The organism is Polaromonas eurypsychrophila, assembly GCF_014641715.1.
Taxonomy (GTDB): domain Bacteria; phylum Pseudomonadota; class Gammaproteobacteria; order Burkholderiales; family Burkholderiaceae_C; genus Polaromonas; species Polaromonas eurypsychrophila.
In genome coordinates this window covers 100,219-121,383 of sequence record NZ_BMIG01000014.1, presented here as the reverse complement: position 1 = coordinate 121,383, position 21,165 = coordinate 100,219, and the positions used below count along the sequence as shown (strand labels likewise).

Annotated in this window: 24 protein-coding genes and 1 pseudogene; 8 read left to right on the top strand and 17 right to left on the bottom strand. The window is 62.0% G+C overall.

The genetic code is table 11. The features are described 5' to 3' along the window. Window positions 1-32: 32 nt before the first annotated feature. Together IEX16_RS16655 and IEX16_RS16650 are read right to left on the bottom strand one after the other, a co-directional pair. Window positions 33-731, bottom strand: coding sequence for a hypothetical protein (locus tag IEX16_RS16655; RefSeq protein WP_188709614.1), 699 nt, complete (start codon window positions 729-731; stop codon window positions 33-35). Between the two features lie 17 nt (window positions 732-748). After that, a pseudogene (locus IEX16_RS16650) lies at window positions 749-1,039 on the bottom strand (tyrosine-type recombinase/integrase); the annotation flags it as partial. Between the two features lie 206 nt (window positions 1,040-1,245). Here IEX16_RS16650 and IEX16_RS16645 point away from each other — a divergent pair. Next, on the top strand, window positions 1,246-2,241 hold the full coding sequence (locus IEX16_RS16645) for a Bug family tripartite tricarboxylate transporter substrate binding protein (protein WP_188709613.1): 996 nt from the start codon (window positions 1,246-1,248) through the stop codon (window positions 2,239-2,241). 108 nt (window positions 2,242-2,349) lie between these two features. Here the strand turns inward: IEX16_RS16645 and IEX16_RS16640 are convergent, their stop codons facing one another. Further along, window positions 2,350-3,357, bottom strand: a complete 1,008-nt coding sequence (locus IEX16_RS16640; RefSeq protein WP_188709612.1) for a metal-dependent hydrolase — start codon at window positions 3,355-3,357, stop codon at window positions 2,350-2,352. A 166-nt stretch (window positions 3,358-3,523) separates the two neighbouring features. On the opposite strand from IEX16_RS16640, the gene IEX16_RS16635 reads away from it, so the two are divergent. Further along, complete coding sequence (locus tag IEX16_RS16635; protein ID WP_188709611.1) at window positions 3,524-3,931, top strand: response regulator; 408 nt, start codon at window positions 3,524-3,526, stop codon at window positions 3,929-3,931. Window positions 3,932-3,967: 36 nt separating this feature from the next. On the opposite strand, the gene IEX16_RS16630 is transcribed toward IEX16_RS16635, so the two are convergent. Genes IEX16_RS16630 through IEX16_RS16620 form a run of 3 tightly spaced genes read right to left on the bottom strand, consistent with a single transcriptional unit; the run spans window position 3,968 to window position 5,803 of the window. Further along, window positions 3,968-4,447 carry a GAF domain-containing protein gene (locus IEX16_RS16630; protein ID WP_188709610.1) on the bottom strand — a complete coding sequence of 160 codons (480 nt, stop codon included), beginning with the start codon at window positions 4,445-4,447 and terminating at the stop codon, window positions 3,968-3,970. 30 nt (window positions 4,448-4,477) lie between these two features. Next, window positions 4,478-4,906, bottom strand: a complete 429-nt coding sequence (locus tag IEX16_RS16625) for a helix-turn-helix domain-containing protein (protein WP_188709609.1) — start codon at window positions 4,904-4,906, stop codon at window positions 4,478-4,480. 60 nt (window positions 4,907-4,966) lie between these two features. Beyond that, on the bottom strand, window positions 4,967-5,803 hold the full coding sequence (locus tag IEX16_RS16620; RefSeq protein ID WP_188709608.1) for a hypothetical protein: 837 nt from the start codon (window positions 5,801-5,803) through the stop codon (window positions 4,967-4,969). Between the two features lie 48 nt (window positions 5,804-5,851). On the opposite strand from IEX16_RS16620, the gene IEX16_RS16615 reads away from it, so the two are divergent. Then, on the top strand, window positions 5,852-6,064 hold the full coding sequence (locus IEX16_RS16615) for a hypothetical protein (protein WP_188709607.1): 213 nt from the start codon (window positions 5,852-5,854) through the stop codon (window positions 6,062-6,064). 10 nt (window positions 6,065-6,074) lie between these two features. Here the strand turns inward: IEX16_RS16615 and IEX16_RS16610 are convergent, their stop codons facing one another. After that, window positions 6,075-7,427 carry a hemolysin family protein gene (locus tag IEX16_RS16610; protein ID WP_188709606.1) on the bottom strand — a complete coding sequence of 451 codons (1,353 nt, stop codon included), beginning with the start codon at window positions 7,425-7,427 and terminating at the stop codon, window positions 6,075-6,077. 23 nt (window positions 7,428-7,450) lie between these two features. Here IEX16_RS16610 and IEX16_RS16605 point away from each other — a divergent pair, with 23 nt between their 5' ends. Beyond that, a complete protein-coding gene (locus IEX16_RS16605; protein WP_188709605.1) occupies window positions 7,451-8,302 on the top strand; it encodes a symmetrical bis(5'-nucleosyl)-tetraphosphatase in 852 nt (283 codons plus the stop codon). A 58-nt stretch (window positions 8,303-8,360) separates the two neighbouring features. Here IEX16_RS16605 and IEX16_RS16600 read toward each other — a convergent pair whose 3' ends face one another. The 3 genes from IEX16_RS16600 to ypfJ form a co-directional block, all read right to left on the bottom strand. Continuing rightward, window positions 8,361-9,305 (bottom strand): YihY/virulence factor BrkB family protein, encoded by a 945-nt coding sequence (locus tag IEX16_RS16600; protein WP_188709604.1) that lies wholly within the window; start codon window positions 9,303-9,305, stop codon window positions 8,361-8,363. Window positions 9,306-9,411: 106 nt separating this feature from the next. Further along, the gene (locus IEX16_RS16595; protein WP_188709603.1) at window positions 9,412-10,863 is read right to left on the bottom strand and encodes a DEAD/DEAH box helicase; all 1,452 of its coding nucleotides are present in this window, start codon (window positions 10,861-10,863) and stop codon (window positions 9,412-9,414) included. A 328-nt stretch (window positions 10,864-11,191) separates the two neighbouring features. Next, window positions 11,192-12,064, bottom strand: a complete 873-nt coding sequence (gene ypfJ / locus IEX16_RS16590) for a KPN_02809 family neutral zinc metallopeptidase (protein WP_188709602.1) — start codon at window positions 12,062-12,064, stop codon at window positions 11,192-11,194. 159 nt (window positions 12,065-12,223) lie between these two features. Between ypfJ and IEX16_RS16585 the strand changes: the two genes are divergently transcribed. After that, window positions 12,224-12,847: a DUF4136 domain-containing protein gene (locus tag IEX16_RS16585; protein WP_229676398.1), complete on the top strand. Its 624-nt coding sequence runs from the start codon at window positions 12,224-12,226 to the stop codon at window positions 12,845-12,847. A gap of 169 nt (window positions 12,848-13,016) precedes the next feature. On the opposite strand, the gene IEX16_RS16580 is transcribed toward IEX16_RS16585, so the two are convergent. Further along, window positions 13,017-13,859 carry a 2-keto-4-pentenoate hydratase gene (locus IEX16_RS16580; RefSeq protein WP_188709600.1) on the bottom strand — a complete coding sequence of 281 codons (843 nt, stop codon included), beginning with the start codon at window positions 13,857-13,859 and terminating at the stop codon, window positions 13,017-13,019. Between the two features lie 68 nt (window positions 13,860-13,927). On the opposite strand from IEX16_RS16580, the gene pcp reads away from it, so the two are divergent. After that, on the top strand, window positions 13,928-14,593 hold the full coding sequence (gene pcp, locus IEX16_RS16575) for a pyroglutamyl-peptidase I (RefSeq protein WP_188709599.1): 666 nt from the start codon (window positions 13,928-13,930) through the stop codon (window positions 14,591-14,593). Here pcp and IEX16_RS16570 read toward each other — a convergent pair. Further along, window positions 14,590-14,814 (bottom strand): hypothetical protein, encoded by a 225-nt coding sequence (locus tag IEX16_RS16570; RefSeq protein WP_188709598.1) that lies wholly within the window; start codon window positions 14,812-14,814, stop codon window positions 14,590-14,592. The genes pcp and IEX16_RS16570 overlap by 4 nt on opposite strands. Before the next feature lie 50 nt (window positions 14,815-14,864). Further along, window positions 14,865-15,227, bottom strand: coding sequence for a hypothetical protein (locus tag IEX16_RS16565; RefSeq protein WP_188709597.1), 363 nt, complete (start codon window positions 15,225-15,227; stop codon window positions 14,865-14,867). Window positions 15,228-15,363: 136 nt separating this feature from the next. Between IEX16_RS16565 and IEX16_RS16560 the strand changes: the two genes are divergently transcribed. Then, window positions 15,364-16,290, top strand: coding sequence for a delta(1)-pyrroline-2-carboxylate reductase family protein (locus IEX16_RS16560; RefSeq protein WP_188709596.1), 927 nt, complete (start codon window positions 15,364-15,366; stop codon window positions 16,288-16,290). Window positions 16,291-16,317: 27 nt separating this feature from the next. On the opposite strand, the gene IEX16_RS16555 is transcribed toward IEX16_RS16560, so the two are convergent. Then, complete coding sequence (locus tag IEX16_RS16555) at window positions 16,318-17,010, bottom strand: sulfite exporter TauE/SafE family protein (protein ID WP_188709595.1); 693 nt, start codon at window positions 17,008-17,010, stop codon at window positions 16,318-16,320. A 272-nt stretch (window positions 17,011-17,282) separates the two neighbouring features. After that, window positions 17,283-18,656, bottom strand: coding sequence for an oxygen-independent coproporphyrinogen III oxidase (hemN, locus tag IEX16_RS16550; protein WP_188709618.1), 1,374 nt, complete (start codon window positions 18,654-18,656; stop codon window positions 17,283-17,285). Window positions 18,657-18,966: 310 nt separating this feature from the next. On the opposite strand from hemN, the gene IEX16_RS16545 reads away from it, so the two are divergent. After that, window positions 18,967-20,004, top strand: a complete 1,038-nt coding sequence (locus tag IEX16_RS16545) for a zinc-dependent alcohol dehydrogenase family protein (protein ID WP_188709594.1) — start codon at window positions 18,967-18,969, stop codon at window positions 20,002-20,004. Here the strand turns inward: IEX16_RS16545 and IEX16_RS16540 are convergent. Together IEX16_RS16540 and IEX16_RS16535 are read right to left on the bottom strand one after the other, a co-directional pair. Next, window positions 20,001-20,372, bottom strand: a complete 372-nt coding sequence (locus IEX16_RS16540; RefSeq protein WP_188709593.1) for a chaperone modulator CbpM — start codon at window positions 20,370-20,372, stop codon at window positions 20,001-20,003. The two genes, IEX16_RS16545 and IEX16_RS16540, sit on opposite strands and share 4 nt — an antisense overlap. Further along, window positions 20,369-21,157 carry a helix-turn-helix domain-containing protein gene (locus IEX16_RS16535; RefSeq protein WP_188709592.1) on the bottom strand — a complete coding sequence of 263 codons (789 nt, stop codon included), beginning with the start codon at window positions 21,155-21,157 and terminating at the stop codon, window positions 20,369-20,371. Before IEX16_RS16535 ends, IEX16_RS16540 begins: the two co-directional genes overlap by 4 nt. Between the last annotated feature and the right edge of the window lie 8 nt (window positions 21,158-21,165).

Sequence of the window (21,165 nt, the reverse complement as noted above, 5' to 3'; positions counted from 1 at the left end):
TCTCATCTCCAATTACTGAATTTTCACATCAGCTATGGAGTACGTTTTTCGGGGGCAAGATCACTTTGACCCTCACTTGGATTCCATGCGGTAAAAATCTCCCATAAAAATCGTGTCAAGTGCTTAACCCGGTGATGGTAGTCATCGCTGCTGCTCTTCAGCCGATAGACATAGTTACACAACCGCTTGAAAAAGGCATGCACCTCAGGATCTTCAAAATCCACTTTCGTCAGAACGTAGGCAACTTCTTCAGCGAGCATCTGCAACTCGAAAACCACATCATCGAGCCTCTGGGGATTGTTCTGGAGGTAATTCACTACATCGTGCCAACGAGAACTGTTCTGCGCTTCAAAGAATTGCCTAAACGTCACATGATGGCTAAGGACACGGCTTAGTGAAAGCCCCTCAGTATCTTTGCATCCGACGAGAAAAATTGCGATGGCCTCGTGCCGAAAGTCGTTGTACCTCCCAGACAAATTGACTCGAAGAACATGTCGCCTCTTGCGCTCAGGCAGGTACACAATCAAGAGCCAAAAAATTAGGCTGACGAGGTAGCCAATCGATAGGTTAAAAATAATCGAATTTGGATACGCCAGTGAATAAAGAAGGGGCTCAAGACGCGACCCTCTGAATAGAGGAAAAATCGGCTCGTTACTTGAAGCGACCGTTCCCCAGATGGCCGCCAAGGCCAGCGCCAAAAACATCACTTTAGGCGGAATTTTTTGCCTCATTTGTAGTTCACTTTGGCCTATGAATGCGATCCAAATAGCGTATCTAGCCGGTTTGCAGCAATCTGCAATCCCTCAGGCGCGACGTGAGCATATCGCTCTACCATTGATTGAGTTTTCCATCCGCCCAGACGCTGCAACTCATGTGTGGGCGTCCCTGCTTCTCGATGCCAAGTAGCAAATGTATGCCGCAAATCATGCCAGCGGAAGTCGTGAATATTTGCCCTTAACAGCGCTTTCCGCCAAGCCTTGGTATTCACTTGGACGATTGGACTTCCTTCATAGGTAAACACATGATTGGGATGATCTCCGCTCCACCATAGACTGCGTTTTCCAGCCCCCAAAGCGCTGCAGCTCGTGCGTCGGAGTGCCCGCCTCCTTATGCCACGTTGCCAACGTGTGTTGCAAGTCGTGTCAACGATCTTCGTGATGTCATTCAACAGCACATTTCCCCACCTCCTGCTATCCTTATCAGGGCTGACAAAGAGCAGCGCCCAAACATAACCAGAGACAAGACATGAACAGCCCTTCCACACATCGCCGAGCCACGGCTTGCCTGGCCGCCGCACTTACCGCCTTGCTGGCACTGCCATTACCCAGCCAGGCCCAAATCGCCTTCCCCAACAAAGTCATCAAACTCATCGTGCCGGTCGCGCCTGGCGGCGGAGCTGATGCGGTGGCACGCATGGTCAGTGAGAAGATGTCGCAGTCCTTGGGCCAGCCCATCATCATCGAGAACAAGGCCGGCGCCTCGGGTTCAATCGCGGCCATGGACGTCGCGCGGGCGGCGCCGGATGGCTACACGCTGATGCAGTGTTTTGTGGCGACGCACAGCACCAACCCGGCGGTGCTGAAGCTCAAGTACGACCCGATCGCCGACTTTGCGCCGGTGGGCATGATGGCGCAAACCTCGAATGTGCTGGTGGTCAGCGACAAGTCGAAAGCGAAGAACCTGCAGGAGTTTTTGGCGCTGGCGCGGGCCAAACCCGGCAGCCTGAGCTTTTCATCGGCGGGTGCTGGTTCGGCCACCCACCTGATCATGGAGTACCTGGAGAACCAGGCGAAGGTGGACTTGGTTCATGTGCCTTACAAGGGCGCGGCGCCTGCCATGCAGGACTTGCTGGGTGGTCAGGTGGAGGCGATGTTTCCCAGCCTGACGACTGCCCTGCCCCACATCAAGGCCGGCAAGCTGCGCGCGCTGGCTGTGGCTTCCGTCAAGCGCGACCCGATGCTTCCCGATGTCTCCACGGTGGCCGAACAGGGCTTTGCAGGTTTCAGCGCCATCCAGTGGTGGGGCCTGTGCGCACCGGCCAAAACGCCCGAGGCTGTGGTGGCGCGGCTGAACAAGGCGCTGAACGATGCGTTGGCTCTGCCTGACATCCAGGCGCGCCTGCACGAGATGGCGGCCGAGCCGACCCCGGTGACGCCCGCGCAATTCGGAAGCTTTCTCAAAGCCGAGGTAATCAAGTGGAAAAAGCTCGTCAGCGACACCGGCTTGCAGATTGAGCAGTGAATGTCCGCAAGCCGAAGCCTTCCACACATTCGCTGATTTTTTAGACAAATCGGCTTCCAGGCCAAGACTGGCGGGCGAGAGCAGCTATCAATAAAGTAGCGGGCAAATTCAGCGTGGTGGCGGTACCGGATCGCCCCACATGCGCCGCCACAGCCAAGGCAGCGCCGTGGCGATATTCGGCCGCGCGCTTTTCAGCATCGGTACGTAGTTCAGACCGGCGCGCACCTCGGCGATGCCGAGGTCGAAGTTGAAGGTATAAGCCGGCTCCTGCCCCATGCGCAGGTCGGTCACAAACAGGTGGCCATCAGTTTCAGACACCCGGTAAAAGCCATGACTGAAGGCGGCGATACGTGCGACATACGGATGCCGCGCGTGTTGCGCGGCCAGCGCCCCGCCGCGGTCGTAGGCGGTCCAGGTGATGCGCGGTGATTTGTCGAGCAGCGAGTAGTGGCCTTCGAGATAGTGCGTCGGTGTCATCGCCACCAGCCGCCACAGCAACGTGTTGAAGGGCGCGGGCGTTACCAGCAGTGCATCAACGGCAAGGCCTTGCTGCTGCAACGAACTTCGCGCCACCTGCGTGGCCTGCTGCTGCGCCACCACGCTCCAGACCAGATACAGGCTGCTGAGCACCAGACCGGCGGCATTCCAGCGCAGGCCTCGCGTGCTTTTCAGCCGCAGTGCCGCCACCACGCCGACGATCAGCGGCACGGTGTAGAGCGGGTCGATGATGAACACGCTGCCGACACCATAAGGGTAGTTGGTGAAAGGCAGCAGCAGTTGCGTGCCGTACACCGTCATCACGTCGAGCAGCGGGTGTGTGATGAGTACCAGCCAGAGCGCCAGCCACCAGCGCTTGAACAGCGCCGGCTCACCGTGAATACGCGAGACAAGCCAGGCCAGAAATGGCGCAAGCAGCGTGAGCCAGAACAGCGCGTGGCTTTCAGCGCGGTGCAGCGTCATGTTGAGCACCGCGTTGCCGTGGTTGATGAAGGCGTCCAGGTCGGGCAGTGTACCGCCGACGGCGCCCCACAGGGCGGCCTTCCACACGGCGGTGCGCCGGCCCATCACAGCCACACCCACGGCGGAGCCCAGTGCAATTTGGGTCAGTGAATCCATGGCGCGCAGCTTAACGCAAGCCGCGCCCCGGAAGAATCAAGCCGTAAGCCCCGTCCGACATACGTGGAGCCGCTAACCTACAGGCCGGCCCTCGTGCCCCTGTATTGTGGTGAGAGTTGGAAGTTTGCCAGCCGTCGAAATAGGCGAGCCACTTGAGGGGAACAACTTGGTTCTGAGGGTTTATTTGGTAGAGGACAGCGGCTCCATGCGCAAGCAGTTGATGATGACCTTGTCGGAAGAGTTAAGCATCGACTGGGTTGGGTTCGCGGAAACCGAAACCGAAGCCAGGGAATGGTTCGAACGCAATCCGGTAGGCTGGGACATTGCGCTGGTAGACCTTTTTCTGCGGGAAGGCACGGGCGCAGGCGTATTGCGGCATTGCCTCAAGCGCCCTGAGATACAGGATGTGCTGGTCATGACCAACCACCCGACTTCATCCTTGCTGACACATTGCCGCTTGCTGGGCGCCAATGCGGTCTTTGACAAATCCACGGAATTGGGCGACCTGATTGCCTACTGCATAGGTCGCGCGCATCACACGGAGAAGCCCAAAATTCAGGGTTTCTTGCAGTAGGCGCTGACCAGACCGCCTTTGCTGTAAATATCCATCTCAGGCAGCCCGCGTGCGCTGGGCAAATGTTTCCATGGTCGCCAAGCGCAATACCTTCAATGTTTCGACCTGCTCCGCTGACACCTGCTTGGGTTGAACGTCATAAATGCACAACGTGCCGACGGTATGCCCTTCGAAGGCCAGCCGCGCGGAAGCGTAGAAACGGATGAAAGGCGCGCCCACCACCAGCGGGTGCGAAGCAAAGATCGGGTCGGCAGCGGTGTCCGGGATCACTAGCAGATCATCATCACAATGAAAAAAGATTTCGCAAAACGAAGTCTCGACCGGTGACTCCATGAGGGACACACCAATACAGGCCTTGAACCAGTCGCGATCCGCGTCCAGCAGGTTCACCAGGGCAATGGGGACATCGAAGGTCTGGGCAAGCGTGCGGGTCAGGTCGTCGTACGCCACCTCGGCGCCGGTATCCAGCAGTGCAAGGCTTTTCAGGGCCTGTAGACGTTCAGGATTTTTACGCATGACAAGTAGGCGAAATGGGAGCCACGCGCGTCAGGCGGTCAGGCGCACTGCAGCCTGTTTTTTACTCAGGCTTCGCAGCTCGGCAATCGCCGCAAACTGGCTGGCGCGGGGGCGTGTTTTACCGTTTTCCCATTTGTAGACCGACTGGTCCGATACGCCAAGCAGGCGGCCGGCTTCAGCCGCTGACAAACCCAGGCGTTTTCTCTGCGCCAGCAAGCCGCTGGCGCTGAAACGGAAGGAGCCCGCTGGCTCGTCAGTCGAGGCCTTCGCCGGCTTTTTGCCTGCGGCTTTGCCCAGGCGTCCGACCAGTTGTTCGAGCGCGGCAATGCGCCGCTTCAACGCGGCGATGTCCGACCGGAAGTGGGCCGAGGACTTTTTGAGTTGCTGAGTTTCAGCGCGCGCTTCCTTGCGGGAGACGCGGGCGATTTCTTCTTTCAAAACGCTTGCTATATTGGGCATGGGCCTTTGTCCACATAAAAGAAACACCTATCTTACGGTGCCAAGCTGCCTCAGCCTGATTCACGGGCTTTGCAGTGCGGGTTCAGGCCAGCGCCCGGCCCGCTCAAACACGCTTCTGGCAAGAGCATACAACGCCCAGAGCAATAGCAAGGGAATCACCAAAGTCTGCAGCAAAAAGATCACGATCAGCCGGATGATGTGATCAGTGGCCTGCTCGGCTGCCAGCTTCAGGGCCTCAAAGCGCGCCTTCACATCGGCGTTGTCGGACAGCCAGCCCTTCATGCGGTCAAGCACACCCGGATTCTCCGGCGCCGCCACGGGCGGCCCGAGCCGGGCGGCCTGGGTCGATGAGGTGTCGATCTGCAATTGGCTGGCTGCGTAGTCGGGCGCCAGGAATTTTTGCCACAGCAAATCAGTGCCCAGGGTCACCACGGGAATCGCGAAGCGCAGCATCAGCAAAATCACCAGCGTGCGCGAGAGCCACGCCGGCGGCACCTGCCGCCTGAAATGCATCCCCGCCCAGCCCAGCGCCACGGCGGTCAGCGCCAGCGAGATCACCCAGTAGCCGCCCATGGCGATCAGCGCCTTCTGCACACCAAAAGCCACACTGGCCGCCAGCATCAGCGTCGAGAACTTTTCCACCAGGTCGTTGACCGGGTCGAGCAACTGGCCCGGCGTGAGCGTGACACCCACGCCCAGCGGCTGCACTGACAGTGCGGTGCCCTGTGCCACCGAGATCACGGCATTGAGAGCGCGCGCCGTGGCAAAACTGATCAAGGCGCGCTTCAGGCCGGCATCGACCTGCTGCATCGCTGGCGCATCCAGCGGCGCGAGCCATGAACAGGCCACCGCAGCAAGCATAAACAGGGCCAGGACAAAACGGCGGATGCTGGGCATGGACGTTCCTCGGTAAATGTCGGACTGCTTCAGGATACAGCGTCCGCCGTGGCCCGTCGCCGGCTGCGCAGTGACAGCATGTCGGGCGCCGGCTGGACGCTGACTTCAAGTTGTTTTTCGAAACTGAGCCTGCAGACCTTCACCAAGGCGGAACGCATCGCCCCGGTGCAGATGCAGGGCTCAGGGTTTGGCGGCGGCAACGAGGTGATGATCACTGTGGCCCCGGCGGTCAAGCCGGCCAGTCCCACCACCCGGCCTTAGCCGCCAGGTTTTAAGCCGACTCGTTTTTCAGAGGCCGCGCGTCGGGGATGATGCTCGCCAGCACCTTGTCGATGCGTTTGCCGTCCAGATCCAGCACTTCAAAGAGCCAGTCCGCCGCCTCGACGCGCTCACCGACAGCCAGCAGCCGCCCCGACACGCTTTGCAGCAAGCCGGCCACGGTGTTGTAGCGCCCCTTGTCCTCATCGGGCAGGTCTTTGATGTCCAGCCGGGCTTTCAATTCGGACACCGGCATCACGCCGTCAATCAGCCAGCTGCCGTCGGGCCGCTGGGTGGCCCAGGCATCGACCTGAGCGCCAGGCTGCAACTCGCCGGTAATCGCCTCTAACATGTCCATCGGCGTCATCAAGCCCTGTACCACGCCGTATTCGTCAACCACAAACACGATGCGGGTGGAGCGCTTGCGAAATTGCTCAAGCAGTTCCATACCGGTCAGGGTTTCAGGGACAAACACGGCCGCAATGGCGTAAACATCAATGCGGTCGGCCAGAGTCGGCGTAGTGCCCGTGCCGGTGTTGTCACCCACCGGCTCGATCTGGCCGCGCAGCGCCAACAGCTTGGCGACGTTCACCACTCCGACCACATCGTCGAGGCTGCCGCGGCACACCGGGTACCACGAATGCCCGGTGGCACCGGCCTTGGCAATCGCCTGGGCCACGGTGTCGTTGGCGTCTATCCACTCAATGTCAGAACGCGGAAGCATCAGCGATGTAAGCAGCCGGTCGTCAAGCAAAAACACGTTTTGCACCATCTGGTGTTCGTGCTCCTCAATCAGGCCAGCGTCCAGGCCTTCCTCAAGGCTGGCAGCAATTTCCTCGTCGGTCACGGTGCGCTCGCCGGCGTTGTCCACCCGCAGCAGCTTAAGCACGGCATGGGTGCTGAAGGACAGCAGGCGCACAAAAGGCTTGGCGCCAGTGGCCACCCACATCATGGGCCGTGAGACCAGGCGCGCGACGGTTTCAGGATAAAGCTGGCCGATGCGCTTGGGCACCAGTTCGCCAAACACGATGGTGATAAAGGTGATGATGGTCACCACCAGAGCCGTCGCCGAAATGTCGGCTGCACGCACGGACGCGCCGAAGGACTGTATCCACGCCGACAGGTCGTCGCTGAAAGCCGCCTCGCCGATGATGCCGTTGAGCATGCCGATGGAGGTGATGCCAACCTGCACCGATGACAAAAACTGGGTCGGATTGTCCAGCAGCGTCAGCGCCGCGCGGGCCCCCTTGTCACCCGACTCCGACATGGCATTGAGCCTGGCCTTGCGGCTGGAGGCCAGCGCCAGCTCCGACATGGCGAAGACGCCGTTAAGCAGCGTCAAAAAGGCAATGAGGATGAAATCCATGGATCCGGAGGCAGAATGAACACATGGCACTTTACATGATTGGCGACCTGCAGGGTTGTCATGAACCCCTGCAGCGCCTGCTGCGCAAGCTTGACTTCTCCCCCAGCCGCGACACGCTCTACCTGCTCGGCGACCTGGTCAACCGCGGGCCGGACTCGCTGGCGGTGCTGCGCAGCCTTGAACAACTGGGCGACGCGGCGCAATGCCTGCTTGGCAACCACGATCTGAACCTGCTCGGCATCCGCCACGGCCTGCGCAAGCCGCATCGCGGCGACACCGTGCAGCAGGTGCTGAACGCACCCGACAGCGAGGCACTGCTCGACTGGCTGCGGCATCGCAGCATGGCGATGTTTGCGCACGGCTGGCTGATGGTCCATGCCGGTGTGCTGCCGCAATGGAGCGTCGCGCAGACACTGGCACTGGCGGGCGAGGTCGAACGCGCGTTGCGCGGGCCTGACCTGGCCGGTTTTCTGCAAGGCATGTATGGCAACACGCCGGATCGCTGGGACGATTCGCTGGCCGGCGCCGAACGTCTGCGCATCATCGTCAATGCACTGACACGCATGCGTTTTTGCACGGCTGACGGCACCATGGAATTTGCCAGCAGTGGCGGAACACAAACCGCACTGCCTGGCTACCTGCCCTGGTTTGAGCTGCCGGGCCGACAGACCACCGACGTGCCCATCGCGTTTGGCCACTGGTCCACACTGGGTACCGAAACGGCGGCGGCGGGGGGCGGCCTGCTGGCCAACACCTTGCCGCTGGACACCGGTTGTGTCTGGGGCGGCTGCCTGACAGCCGCACGGCTAAGTGATGCGCCGGGTCGTTATCGGCTGGTCACGGTGAACTGCGAGCAGTCGCAGGCACCAGGGTAGAAGTTTCAAGCCTTTTGAGCCTCCAGCCCATACCGGGCAGGCGCAAGCAGCTATTAATTCAATAGCATTTTTGACTTGTCGGGGACCCTGTTTCCGGCTTCTCCGCCTTCTTGGCCGCGTGCAGGGCGGCTTCGTCGGACAGGCTGCGCGCCACGCTGGCCGACAGCAGCAGCACCGCCGATGAAAAGTAAATCCACATCAGCAGCACCACCAGCGAGCCAGCCGCGCCGTAGGCAGACACCACAGCGGCGGTGGACAGATACAGCGCCATCAGGTACTTGCCGAGCGAAAATAAAATGCCGCCTGCGACGCCGCCCATAACCAGGTAGCGAAGCTGCGGTTTGGGCCCGGCGCTCATGCGCATCAGCGCAACAAACAGCGCGGCGCAAAAGGCCATGGAAACCAGCTCATTGACCGCCAGCGCCACTTTTTCGAGCGGCAGGTAGCCGCCGGCCCAACCGGTGAGAAAGGTCAGCAAGGCAGAAATCGCCAGCGAAGTCAGCAGCAAAAAGCCAAAGGCCAGGATGTAGGCAATGCCGCGCAGACGCAGCGAGGCGCTGTACCACCACTTCTGCCTGGGCACCTCGCCGGTGTCGCGCCGCCACAGTCGCTCGAAAGCGTCTTGCAGCTCGGCAAACACACCGGTGGCGCCGGACAGCAACAGGCCAAACGCAATCAGCGAGGCGAGCAGGCCGTCGGCCGGTTTTTGCGCGCTGGTCAGCGCCTGCTGCACCATCTGCGCGCCCTGCTCGCCGATCACGTCGGCGATCTGACGCACCAGGCTGGATTCGATGTAGCTGCGGTCCAGCCACCAGCCGAGCACGGCCACCAGCAGTACCAGCAGCGGCGCCAGACTCAGGATGCCGTAAAACGACATGGCCGCACTCATGCGCAGGCCATCGGCGTCTATCCAGAGCACCACAGCGCGCTTGATGGGCCGAAACAGATCCAGCAGGGGGGACAGGAAAGATGCCGGGCGCGAGCCGGCCGACGGAAAAAACATGTATACAGTCTAAGGGCTGTCGCAGGCCTTGGGCATCAGACACCCACGCGGCAAAAAGTAGGCTCTTGTCGACGCCTGTCCCGCAGTGCGCAGCCTCAGCGCTTGCCTAAGCTGCAGTCTTGAACAGCGCGGCGACTTTTTTCTTGGGCTTGATGTTGGCCGACACACTGCTACGTGAGGACGTGCTTTTGGCAGCTTCCTCCCAGGCCGGCTGGGCCTCGGGGGCCAACGTCGATTCGTAAGGTTTGTCGAAAAATGGATCGCGCGCAGCCGGGCGCGGCGCGTATTCGCGACGCTCACGCGGCTCACGGCGCTCGCGTGGAGCCGCATCGGCTTCACGCGGCGCCTGCTCGCCGGTCTCGCGGTACATGCGGCGCCCGTCGTTGATACGGCCCTGTTCCTTGCGAGGCTGGTCTTCCTCGAACTCCATCGGCTCGATTTCGATCTTGGTTTTGATCAGCTTTTCAATGTCGGTGACCAGACGCTGGTCGCTGCTGGCGGCAAAACTCACGGCCAAGCCAGATGCGCCGGCACGGCCGGTGCGGCCAATGCGGTGCACGTAGTCTTCGGCGTTGAACGGCACGTCGAAGTTGAACACCGCCGGCACATCCTTGATGTCCAGGCCGCGGGCGGCGACATCGGTACACACCAGCAAATCGACTTCGCCCTTTTTGAACGCGTCAAGGGCCTTGAGGCGTTCGTCCTGGCTTTTGTCGCCATGCAGCGCTGTGGTTTTGAGGCCTTCGCGCTCCAGCGAGCGGGCCAGCCGCGCGCAGCCGAGCTTGCTGTTGACGAACACAAAGGCCTGCTTGATGCCTCGGGCCTTGAGGATCTGGTGCAGCGCGCGGCGCTTGTCGTCGGCGCCGACGCTGTAGAAATGCTGCTCGACGGTCGAGGCCGTGGCGTTGGAACGCGCCACTTCAATCGTCACCGGGTCCTGCAGGAAGCTGGACGCCAGGCGCTTGATCTCGGGTGAAAAAGTCGCCGAGAACAGCAGGGTGATGCGCTGCTTGGGCAGGTAGCTCAGGATGCGCTGGAGGTCGGGCAAAAAGCCGATGTCCAGCATTCGGTCGGCTTCATCGAGCACCACATACTCGACCTGGTTGAGCACCGCGTTTTTGGCTTCGATGTGGTCGAGCAGCCGGCCCGGCGTGGCGACCAGCACTTCGACGCCTTTTTTCAGCTCAGCGGTTTGCGGCTTCATGTCCATGCCGCCAAACACCACCGCGCTGTTCAGGTTGGTGTACTTGGCGTAGAACTTGACCTGCTCGGCCACCTGCACAGCCAGTTCACGTGTGGGAAGCAGCACCAGCGCACGCACCGGGTGCCGCGCCGGCGAGGTCGAGGCGTTCTCGTGCTTCATCATGCGCTGCAGCAGCGGCAGCGCAAAAGCTGCGGTTTTGCCGGTGCCGGTTTGCGCGGCGCCCATCACGTCCCTGCCTTGCAGGACGACCGGGATGGCCTGCTCCTGGATCGGGGTCATGGTTTCGTAGCCCATCTCGGCGACGGCACGGGCCAGCGGTTCGGCCAGCGAGAGGTTGGAAAAAGAGGATGTCATAAGGAAAGCCCGACGTAACTCCAGCGTAGGTAGGTAGCGGATGGTCGCGCGGGCCGGGACGGGTTTGCCGGGGCGCGTTGGGAGCCAACAGCAGGGCTGGTGGCAAAGGTAACGCCGCAAACCGCCGGAGCGCGATCACTGATCGCAGGGCGCGTGCAGAGCTTCCTCAGGCCCCCATTGTCGCACTTTGGGCGAAAACACCTGCCAAATGCAAAACAACACCCCGATGGCGCGCCGGTCACGCCGCGCCAGACTGCGGACGAATCACGGTACGCTACCAATTTGATAGCGGATTACGGCCGCTGGGTATGGGCTAGAGTGCGATTTCTTACAAATTTCGGGCATTGAAGGTGTCACAGGCCTTGACGCTGCCCTGTTGCAGCCCGTTGTTGAACCAGCGCGCCCGCTGGGCACTGGTCCCGTGGGTAAAGCTTTCAGGCACGATCTTGCCGCCGCCGCCCTGCAACGCATCGTCGCCGATCTTGGCTGCTGCATTCATGGCTTCCTCGACATCGCCCTGCTCCAGGATGGCGCGGGCGCGCTGCGCATGGTTGGCCCAGACGCCGGCAAAACAGTCGGCCTGCAGTTCGAGCTTGACGCTCATTGCGTTGTACTCGACCTTGCTGATGCGGCCGCGCATCTGGTCCATCTTGCCGGTAATGCCAAGCAGGTTCTGCACATGGTGGCCGACCTCGTGGGCAATCACATAGGCCTGGGCAAAGTCACCGGGTGCGCCCAGCCTTTTCTGCAGGGTTTCGTAAAACCCGAGGTCGATATAAACCTTCTGGTCGGCCGGACAGTAAAACGGCCCCATTGCCGCCTGGCCCTGACCGCAGGCGGTCTGCGTGGCGCCGCGAAACAGCACCAGCGACGGTTCCTGGTAGGTGCTACCGCCCTTGGCAAACACATCTTTCCAGACGTCTTCGGTGTCGGCCAGTACGGTCGAGACAAACCCGGCCATCTTGTCATCGGCGGGCGGGCGCTGGGCCGGGCCCTGCTGCACCTGCGCCGGTGAGCCGCCGCTGAGCATGCTCAGGATGGTCATCGGGTTGATGCCGAAGATCCAGCCGCCCACCAGCGCCACCACGATGGTGCCTATGCCTAGGCTGCGGCCGCCCAGCATGCCGCCCCCGCCAAATCCGGAGCCTGAGCTGCGGCGATCTTCAACATTGTCCGACTGGCGGTTGCCTTCCCATTTCATGTGAAGCTTTCAGTAGGTTTAAATGGCCGAGCGGGTGCGGGAAGTGACTTTACTTGAGCCGGCGCGGCGCCCGGGGAACAATTTCCTGATTCAAAATGTCTATCCATGATGATTACCTTCCCCCACTTGCGCGTTTGGCTGGCTGTACTTGTGGCGACCGTGCTTACAGCATGCGCCAGCCCCATCGTCACCCAGGTCAGCAATTTCAACCAGTGGCCGTCAGACGCGACCGGCAGCAACTTCACCTTCATCAAGCCACGGTCCAGCGCGTCGCAGCCGCCACCCGAGCTGGAACTGGCGACTTACCAGGCCTATGCCGAGCAGGAACTCAAAAAACTGGGCCTGCAGCGCGCGCCGCCCGGGCAGGCCGCGCGTCTGCTGGTAGAGCTGGGCTGGATCAGCCAGCCGCAAGACCGCACCTACCGCCAACCCATTTACGATGATCGGCTGGTGTTCTACCCACCCTACCGCAATGCGGCCGGCCAGGTGTTTCCGGGTTACTGGGCGCCCAGCCGCTTTGGCCCGGCTTACCTTGGCGACCGGCTGGTCGCTTACACCGTGCAATTTAACCAGATCAACCTGCGCATACTTGATAACCAGGGCAGCCCGCCAGGTCAGCCGCGCGCGGTGTTTGAATCACACGCGGTGTACGAAGGCCAAGCCACGCTGCCCACCATGGCGCCCTATCTGGTGCGCGCGGTGTTCGACAGTTTTCCGGGCCAGAACGGGCAGGTCCGCCACGTCAAATTCGACCGGGAAACTGGTGCGGTGATCCGGAAATAGGCCTGGGCCTGTTCCCCCTATTTATGCATGATGCGTTGCGAGTCAAAAAGGGCATGCGTGAGGCGCAAAATGCAGCCGGGCTGGCGCCCGGCAAGGCTTTGCAACATTGCGCATGGCCTTTTTGGCCGCAACCCGGAGTGAGCGCACTTGTACAAGTAGGGAACAGGCCCTAGTCAAGACGCACCGAAAGGCCCTTGAGCTGGCCGGCGACCGGGCCTGAGCCTTCCAGTTCGGTGTGCCAGGTCTGGCCCGGCAAAACCGGCCAGGCGTCGGTCAGGGTGCCCGTGGTGATCACATCGCCTGCCTGCAGCAACGGCGCTCCCGGAAGCGCGCGCAGCTCATTGACAAAATGCAGCAGCGCCTGCAAGGGGCCATCCAGCACATTGGCCCCGGTTCCCTCGTCTTTCAGTACGCCGTCTCCATACAGCTTGAGCCGGATGCCGGACAGCGCCTGTGCCAGCAAGTCCGGCGCGGTGCCGCGCGGCAGTTCGACCGGTCGCCCCACCAGCAGCCGGCCGTGCAGGCCTTCGTCAGCTACCGCTTGGGCAGCGCTGAACTTCCAGCCCGAAAAATGGGTGTGCACAATCTCAAAACCATGCGCTATCCAGTCAATCGCATCGACCAGTTGCGTCAAGGTACAACCCGGCACCGGCGCGGCACGCAAGCCGAACACAATCTCGGGCTCGATGCGCGGCTCGCATAGCCCCGCCAGCGATACCACGCCGACGTTCTGTCCCCCCGCGTCAACGCGGCTCAAGGTGCTTTGCCAGACCGTTCCCCAGATCGGCGCATACACCCCGTAACGCGGCCAGATCGTGCGGTTGGTGAACCCAACCTTGTAGCCAGCAGCTTTCTCACCCGCAGCGATACGCTCGGAACGCACAGCCAATGCAGCGGCGTAGGCGGCTGGCAAATCGGCAGGTACATTCGGCGGCCAGTTAACCGGACGGGCCTGCAGGCGAGCTTGGGAAATATCGGCCACAAGGCCGGCCAGTGGCGCGGAAATAGTCATGTACCCATGGTAGCCAAAACCCCCCGGGGTCCAGAGCACGGTTCATACAAGCTGCGCACAATAGGGGCATGCGTACAACTGGCACGGCTCAGCCGCTTCCCACGGTCTTGCTGACCGGTTTTGATCCGTTCGGGGGCGAGCGCCTGAACCCGAGCTGGCTGGCCGTCAAGGCGCTGCAAGGCCGGCGCATGGGCGGCCACCAGGTCGTGGCGGCGCAGCTTCCCACGGTATTTGGCGCTTCGCTGGTCGAGCTTGAGCGTTTGCTGCGCACCCACAAACCTGCCCTCGTGATTTGCGTCGGTCAGGCCGGCGGCCGGGCGGCAATCTCGCTGGAGCGCATCGCCATCAATGTCAACGACGCGCGCATTGCAGACAACGCTGCCGCCCAACCGGTGGACACGCCGGTAGTAGCCGGCGGACCGGCGGCCTATTTCACGACGCTGCCGATCAAGGCCATGCTGTTGGCGCTGCAGGGCGAGGGCATTCCCGCCGAGGTGTCGCAAACGGCCGGCACCTTCGTCTGCAACCATGTGTTTTACGGATTGATGCACCACCTCGCCACGTGCCGCGGCTTCAAGCGCGTGCGCGGCGGCTTTGTCCATGTGCCCTGGCTGCCCGAACAGGGCCAGCCCAGCATGAGAATCGAGGAGCTGGAACGCGGCCTGCGGCTACTCGTTGCCACCGCATTGGCTACGCCACAAGACATCGCCCAAGGCGCGGGCGCAATCAGTTAAACGGCAGATTTGGGCGCTTCAGGCGGGTCGCGCAGCAAGCGCCATATAAGCCAGGTGCCCATCAGCGCGTTGCACAGCGCAAACATAGCCACCACAATCATCGCAACGGTATTGAGGGGGCGGTTTTGCACAATCCAGGCCAGCGCGGCTGACAAGGCATTGAGTGCCAACATGATCCAGAACAGGGGGTTGCGCGGTTGAATCAGGCGGGACCATTTCATGGCGGTCATGCTAACCGCATTTATGCCTCGCCCGGCCGTCGCCAGAACGGCTAACGGTGCGTGCTGAACGAAACCGGCATGAATCCCTGGCTACTGCCAGCCGCTACCGCAGTGCTGCGACTGAAATTGCCACTGTTATCCGCCAGCGTGGTGGTACGGCCGCCAACATCGAGCGCGGCTTGCGCTTGGATCATGCATTTGTTGAGTTGCGCGCCACCGAGCGTTTCCATGCACTGAACCATCGCGGTCCGCTGCGATGCCAGCATGGATTCACGCAGTTCGGCCTTTTCCACCTGGCCGTTGGCCACCATCGCCATGCCGATCAGCAAGCTGACCACCAACAACAGCCCTGCGCCGGCAAAAATGTATTCGCGCGGCACGGTGTGGACTTTGGGCAAATGGCTGGAAAACATGGAAGGCTCCTGGTGACGAATGATTTGATGGTAGGCAGGCCGGGGCTGAGGGCAAACCGGTGCCCGGCGCGTGGCGCTGTAGGAGAAAATCGCCTGGTCGCCTGGTCCTCTGCACCTTCCGGCTTAACATCCGGGCATGAAAGACGCATCCCCCCTGCTGGACGCCCGGCAAACCGCGGCCCGCCTGCCTTACCCTGCGCTGGTCGCAGAAATTGTGAGACTGCTGGGCGATGACTCGGTGCAGGTGCCAGAGCGGCTGGTGCAGCCGCTGGCCAGCGGTGGCAGCCTGTTTGTCATGCCGGCCATGGACGGCCGGGTGGCCATCACCAAACTCATCACCTTCACACCGGCCAATGCGGGCACGCCGCGCGCGACCATCCAGGGCGACGTGGTGGTGTTTGACGTTGCCAGTGGCGCGCGCTGGCTGGTGCTGGACGGCCCCACCGTCACCGCCAGGCGCACGGCTGCGGTGTCGCTGCTCGCCGCGCAGCGGCTCGCGCCCAACCCGCATGGCCCGCTGCTGATCGTCGGCGCGGGCGTGCAGGGTCTGGCGCACCTGGAGGCGTTTGCCGAAGGCCTGGGTGTCACCGATGTGGTGATCGCCTCGCGCAGCCCCGCCAGCGCGCAGGCGCTCGCTGCACATGCGCAAACGCTGGGCCTGCGCGCGCAGGTCACGCAGAACGCCAACGCCGCGCTGGCCGAGTGCCCGCTGGCGGTGACCTGCACACCGGCTGCCGCCGTGGTGCTGGAGACCCTGCCGCGTGGGGACGGCTTTATCGCTGCGGTCGGCGCTTTCACACCCACCATGGTGGAACTCGGCTCCGTGCTGTGCCGTCATATTGCGGAGACCGGCACGGTGTTTGTAGACACGGCCAACGCGCTGCACGAAGCCGGCGACTTGATGCAGGCCGAACTGGACGTGGGCCGCTTTGCCACGCTCGCCGATGTGATGCGCGGCGAGCTGGCCCGACCCGCCGGCCCCGTGCTGTTCAAAAGCTGCGGCTGGGCCGGCTGGGACCTGGCTGCGGCGCGCACCGCGTTGCGGGCCGACGCGGGACAATGAACTCAAGCCCGTGCGGGTATGGCTGCTTCAGGTCAGTCCGCACCATTCGGCAAAGCGGTGGAAGGCGTCCGCCCACAGCGCCCAGGCCGCCGCAAGCACCAGCAGCCCACCGGCCGCGCGTGTGCCCCAGTCCTGGCGCAGCCGGTTGCCGCGATCCTGCAACTTGTCATACAGCCAGGGCACCAGCATCAGCGACACGCTGCTGCCGGCGGCGAACAGCGCCATGGACAAGGCACCGGCCAGCGGTCCGCCACTGAGCGAAGCCACCAACAGCGCCGAGTACAGCAGACCGCAGGGCATGAAGGTCCATAACGCACCGGTAGCGAAAGTGCCACCCCGTGCCGTGGCCAGCGGTCGCAGCCGAGACCAGACCGCACGGCCGGCGTTGGCGGCCCAGACCGGCTGCCGGGCCTGGGCCAGCAGCATCAGCCCCCAGAGAAGCACAAGCAGGTGAAACAGCGTCCAGACCGGCCGCAGTGCCACGGTGTTGGCCGTGAGCCAGGCCAGGCTCTGCACCGCCAGCGCCGCTGCCCCTCCTGCCAGGGAGTACCCCACCAGTCGTCCCGCCTGGAAACTCCAGAGCGCGCGTGACGAAGATGCCGATCCCTGGCGCGGGCCCATGCGTGAAATGCCAGCGCAGGCTGCGCCACACATCGCGGCGCAATGTGGACCGCCAGCCAAGCCCATAAGCAGCGCGGTCAGGGCGAGTGTTGTGGACATGAGGGCATGTTCACACTATGTATGCAAGTGCGAACGTGGTTAAAACAGTGCCAATCTAGGCGCGCGACGACGCCCAGCCTGGGCGGCTGGGCTAGGAGTGCAACAACGAGTGGCGCTGTTTTAACCACGTTCCCTACGAGTTGCGGCCAAAAAAGGCCATGCGCAGTGTTGCAAAGCCTTGCCGGGCGCCCGCCCGGATGCATTTTGCGCCTCGCGCATGACCTTTTTGACTCGCAACGCATCTTGCATAAATAGTGTGAGCAGGCCATGGCCTAGATGATCCGGGAGAACTTTGCCCGGTGGCGGTCGGCCTGCAGGTAGCGATCAAACACCATGGCCACCGCGCGCACAAAAAACCAGCCCTGCGCCGTCACCTCAATACCTGACTCGTCGAGCAGCAACAAGCCGGCGTCTGCCATGTCGCGCAACTGCTCCAGCTCCGTCGCAAAATAACTGCGGAAATCCAGCAGCCATGCCTGCTCTATCGATTCGAAAATCACCTGCCCCTTGCACATCAGCGCCATGATCACAGCCCGGCGTGCCAGGTCGTCGCGGTTGAGCGCCAGACCACGCACCACTGGCAGGCGCCCCTGGCCCAGGTGGTCGCAGTACTCCTCCATGGTCTTGGCGTTCTGACTGTAGGTCGCCCCTATTCGGCCGATGGCCGACACACCGAGCCCGATCAGGTCACAGTCGGGCTGGGTGCTGTACCCCTGGAAGTTGCGGTGCAGCCGGCCCTGGCGCTTGGCGACGGCAAGAGCGTCGTGCGGCAGCGCGAAATGGTCCATACCGATATAGACGTACCCCGCGTCCCTGAAAGCGGCCAGCGACTGCGCCAGCATTGCCACCTTGGCCGCAGCGCCTGGCAGGTCGGCCGAATGAATGCGCCGCTGCGGTTTGAAGCGCTCGGGCAGGTGGGCATAGGCATACAGCGCAATCCGGTCAGGCCGCAATTGCAGGACCTGCTCCAGCGTGCGTGCAAACGATTCGGGCGACTGCCGCGGCAGGCCATAAATCAGGTCCATGTTGAGGGAATCAAAGTCTAGTTCGCGCGCCTGCGCCATCAACGCGCTGACCTGTTCGAAGGGCTGAATGCGATGTACAGCCTTCTGCACATCGGCATCGAAATCCTGCACACCAAAACTCAGCCGGTTGAAGCCGAGTTGGGCCAGTGTGCGCAGGCGGGCCGCGTCCACAGTGCGCGGATCGACCTCAATGGAATACTCCCCGCCCGGCGCCAGCGTGAAGCTGCGCCGCAACATGGCCATGAGTTCCCTGAGCTCGTCGTCCGACAAAAAAGTGGGCGTGCCGCCACCCAGGTGCAGTTGCGTGACAGTCTGGCCCTGCCCCAGTTGCTGCGTGTGCAGGTCCATTTCACGGCTCAGGTAACGAAGGTAGCCGGCCGAACGGCTGTGGTGTCTGGTGATGATCTTGTTGCAAGCGCAGTAATAACACAGCGATTCACAAAACGGGATGTGCACATACAGCGACAGCGGCGTGCTGACTCCCGTCTTCCGCTGAACAAGCGCCTGGCCGTAGTCGACCGCGTTGAAGGCCTCGACAAAACGGTCGGCGGTCGGGTAGGACGTGTAGCGCGGTCCGGGAATGTCGAATCGTTGCAGCAGCGCGGGCAACACGGCGGGTATTGCGGGGATCATGGCAGGTTTCTCATGGTGATGCCTGACTGTGCCGCGTCCGTGCTCATGGATGTTTGATGTGGATCAAGCGCGGGCTGGCCGCGGGCCGGACAATTTGACAAAGATCATCAAAAACCCTGTCGTGAAAGATCTTCATGCAGACGCTGCCTGTAACCCCATCAGAATAATGGTGAACCTCCCAAGGCAAGACCCGGCATTCACCCCGCCATGCCGATGCGTACGCAAACGAACAGACGTACGCGCCCCGTGCGCATAACTTGGATCATCGCCATACCGGCTGCTCACCAAAGGACCCCTCATGCAAGCCCTCGTCTACAACGGCCCCGGTCAAAAAAATCTTGAAGACCGCCAGAAACCGGTTCTGCAAACGCCAACCGACGCCGTCATCAAGGTGACCCGAACGACCATCTGCGGCACCGACCTCCACATCCTCAAAGGCGATGTTCCGACCTGCCAACCCGGGACCGTGCTGGGCCACGAAGGCGTGGGCATCGTCGATTCGGTGGGCACCGGCGTCACCAGCTTCAAGCCGGGGGACAGGGTCCTCATCTCCTGCATCACGGCGTGCGGCCGCTGTGAATATTGCCGCAAAGGCATGTACTCCCATTGCACGACCGGCGGCTGGATTCTGGGCAACAGCATCGACGGCACGCAAGCCGAGTTTGTGCGGATTCCCCATGCCGACACCAGCCTGTACCCGATCCCGCCCGGCGCCGACGAGGAAGCGCTAGTGATGTTGAGCGACATCCTTCCAACCGGTTTCGAGTGTGGTGTGCTCAATGGCAAAGTCCAGCCTGGCTCCACCGTGGCCATTGTCGGCTCCGGCCCGATCGGCCTGGCAGCCTTGCTGACCGCACAGCTTTACTCGCCGTCGGAGATCATCATGATAGATCTGGACGACAACCGGCTTGCCGTTGGCAAACGCTTTGGCGCGACCGCGACCATCAACAGTGCCAACGGCAAGGCGGCCGACAAGGTCATGCAACTGACCGGTGGCCGGGGAGTGGACACCGCCATTGAGGCTGTCGGCATACCTGCCACCTTTGAGCTCTGCACCACCATCGTTGCGCCAGGCGGCACCGTCGCCAACGTCGGCGTCCATGGGGTGAAAGCCGACCTGCATCTCGAAAAGCTATGGTCCCACAACATCACCATCACCACCGGACTGGTTGACACGGTCTCAACGCCCATGCTGCTCAAAACGGTGCAGTCCCGGCAGATCGACGCAGCGCAACTGATCACCCACCGATTCAAGCTGCAGGAGATTCTTCAGGCCTACGACACCTTCGGCAAAGCCGCTGAAACCAGGGCGCTGAAAGTGATCATCGAGGCTTAGGCAAGCTCCACCCCAGCACCCCCTCCAAAATGGATCGGAAGCCGGGCGTGCGCCTGCTGTTCCAGAACCTCGATGCGGATCAGGTAGCCCAGTAGCAGCACGACGGTGAAGATGTCCAGATGGAAATCCACACGCAGCTTGCAGGCCCGGCTCAGGGGTCGCGCGCATTCCGCACTGAAAACCTGCTCCGGCTGCGGTGAATCCAACGGGGTCAGCGCGCCATAGTCCACGAGTTCACCGAGTTCAGCCGTGCTCATGCCGCTGGCTAGGGACAGTTCGCTCAGGTTGACGGTTTTACGGGGATCCAGCCAGTCCCATTCAAACGACGAAGTCACGGTCAAGAAGCCAGGCACGGGCAGAGCGGTCACTGCACGCGGCTTGTGAAGAAGCGGTTCAGGCCGTCAAGGTCAATGATGCGGATATGCCGCTTGTCGACCTCCAGCAATCGCTGCTGCTGAAAGGCCGAGAAGGTGCGGCTCACGGTTTCCAGCGTCATGCCGAGGTAGCTACCGATCTCGGCGCGAGTCATCCGCAGATGGAATTCGCTGGCTGAATAACCGCGCGCTTTCAGGCGTTGCGAGAGGTTCAGCAGAAATGCAGCCAGGCGCTCTTCTGCATTCATGCTGCCCAGCAGCACCATCAGGCTGTGCTCACGCACGATCTCGCGGCTCATGAGGCGGCTGACAACATGCTGCATGCCCGAATTGCTGGCAGCCATTTCGGTGAAGTGGGTGTAAGGGATGGAGCAGATCTCGGCATCTTCCAGCGCGATGGTGCTGCTGGCATGGGTGCCATGCGCCACGCCATCCAGCCCCATCAGCTCGCCGGCCATATAAAACCCGCCGACCTGCTCACGACCATCGGCCAGCATCAGGCTGGACTTGAAGGTTCCGCTGCGCACCGCATAGATGAACTGGAAACGGTCACCCTCGCGGTACAGGGTTTGCCCCGCAGCGACCTTGCGCCGGCCAAACATCAGGCTGTCCAGCCGCTCCACATCCCCCCCGGTCATGCCGCAGGGCAAGCACAAGTCCCGTAGATGGCACTTGGAGCAGTGCGTAACCAGGGGCGCGGGGATGGTGCTGGCGGAACCAGCGTGCCGGGCAAAAATCCGGGTGCTTGGGCGGCTGGCTTCGAGTGTGGCGGTGGACATGGTTTTTC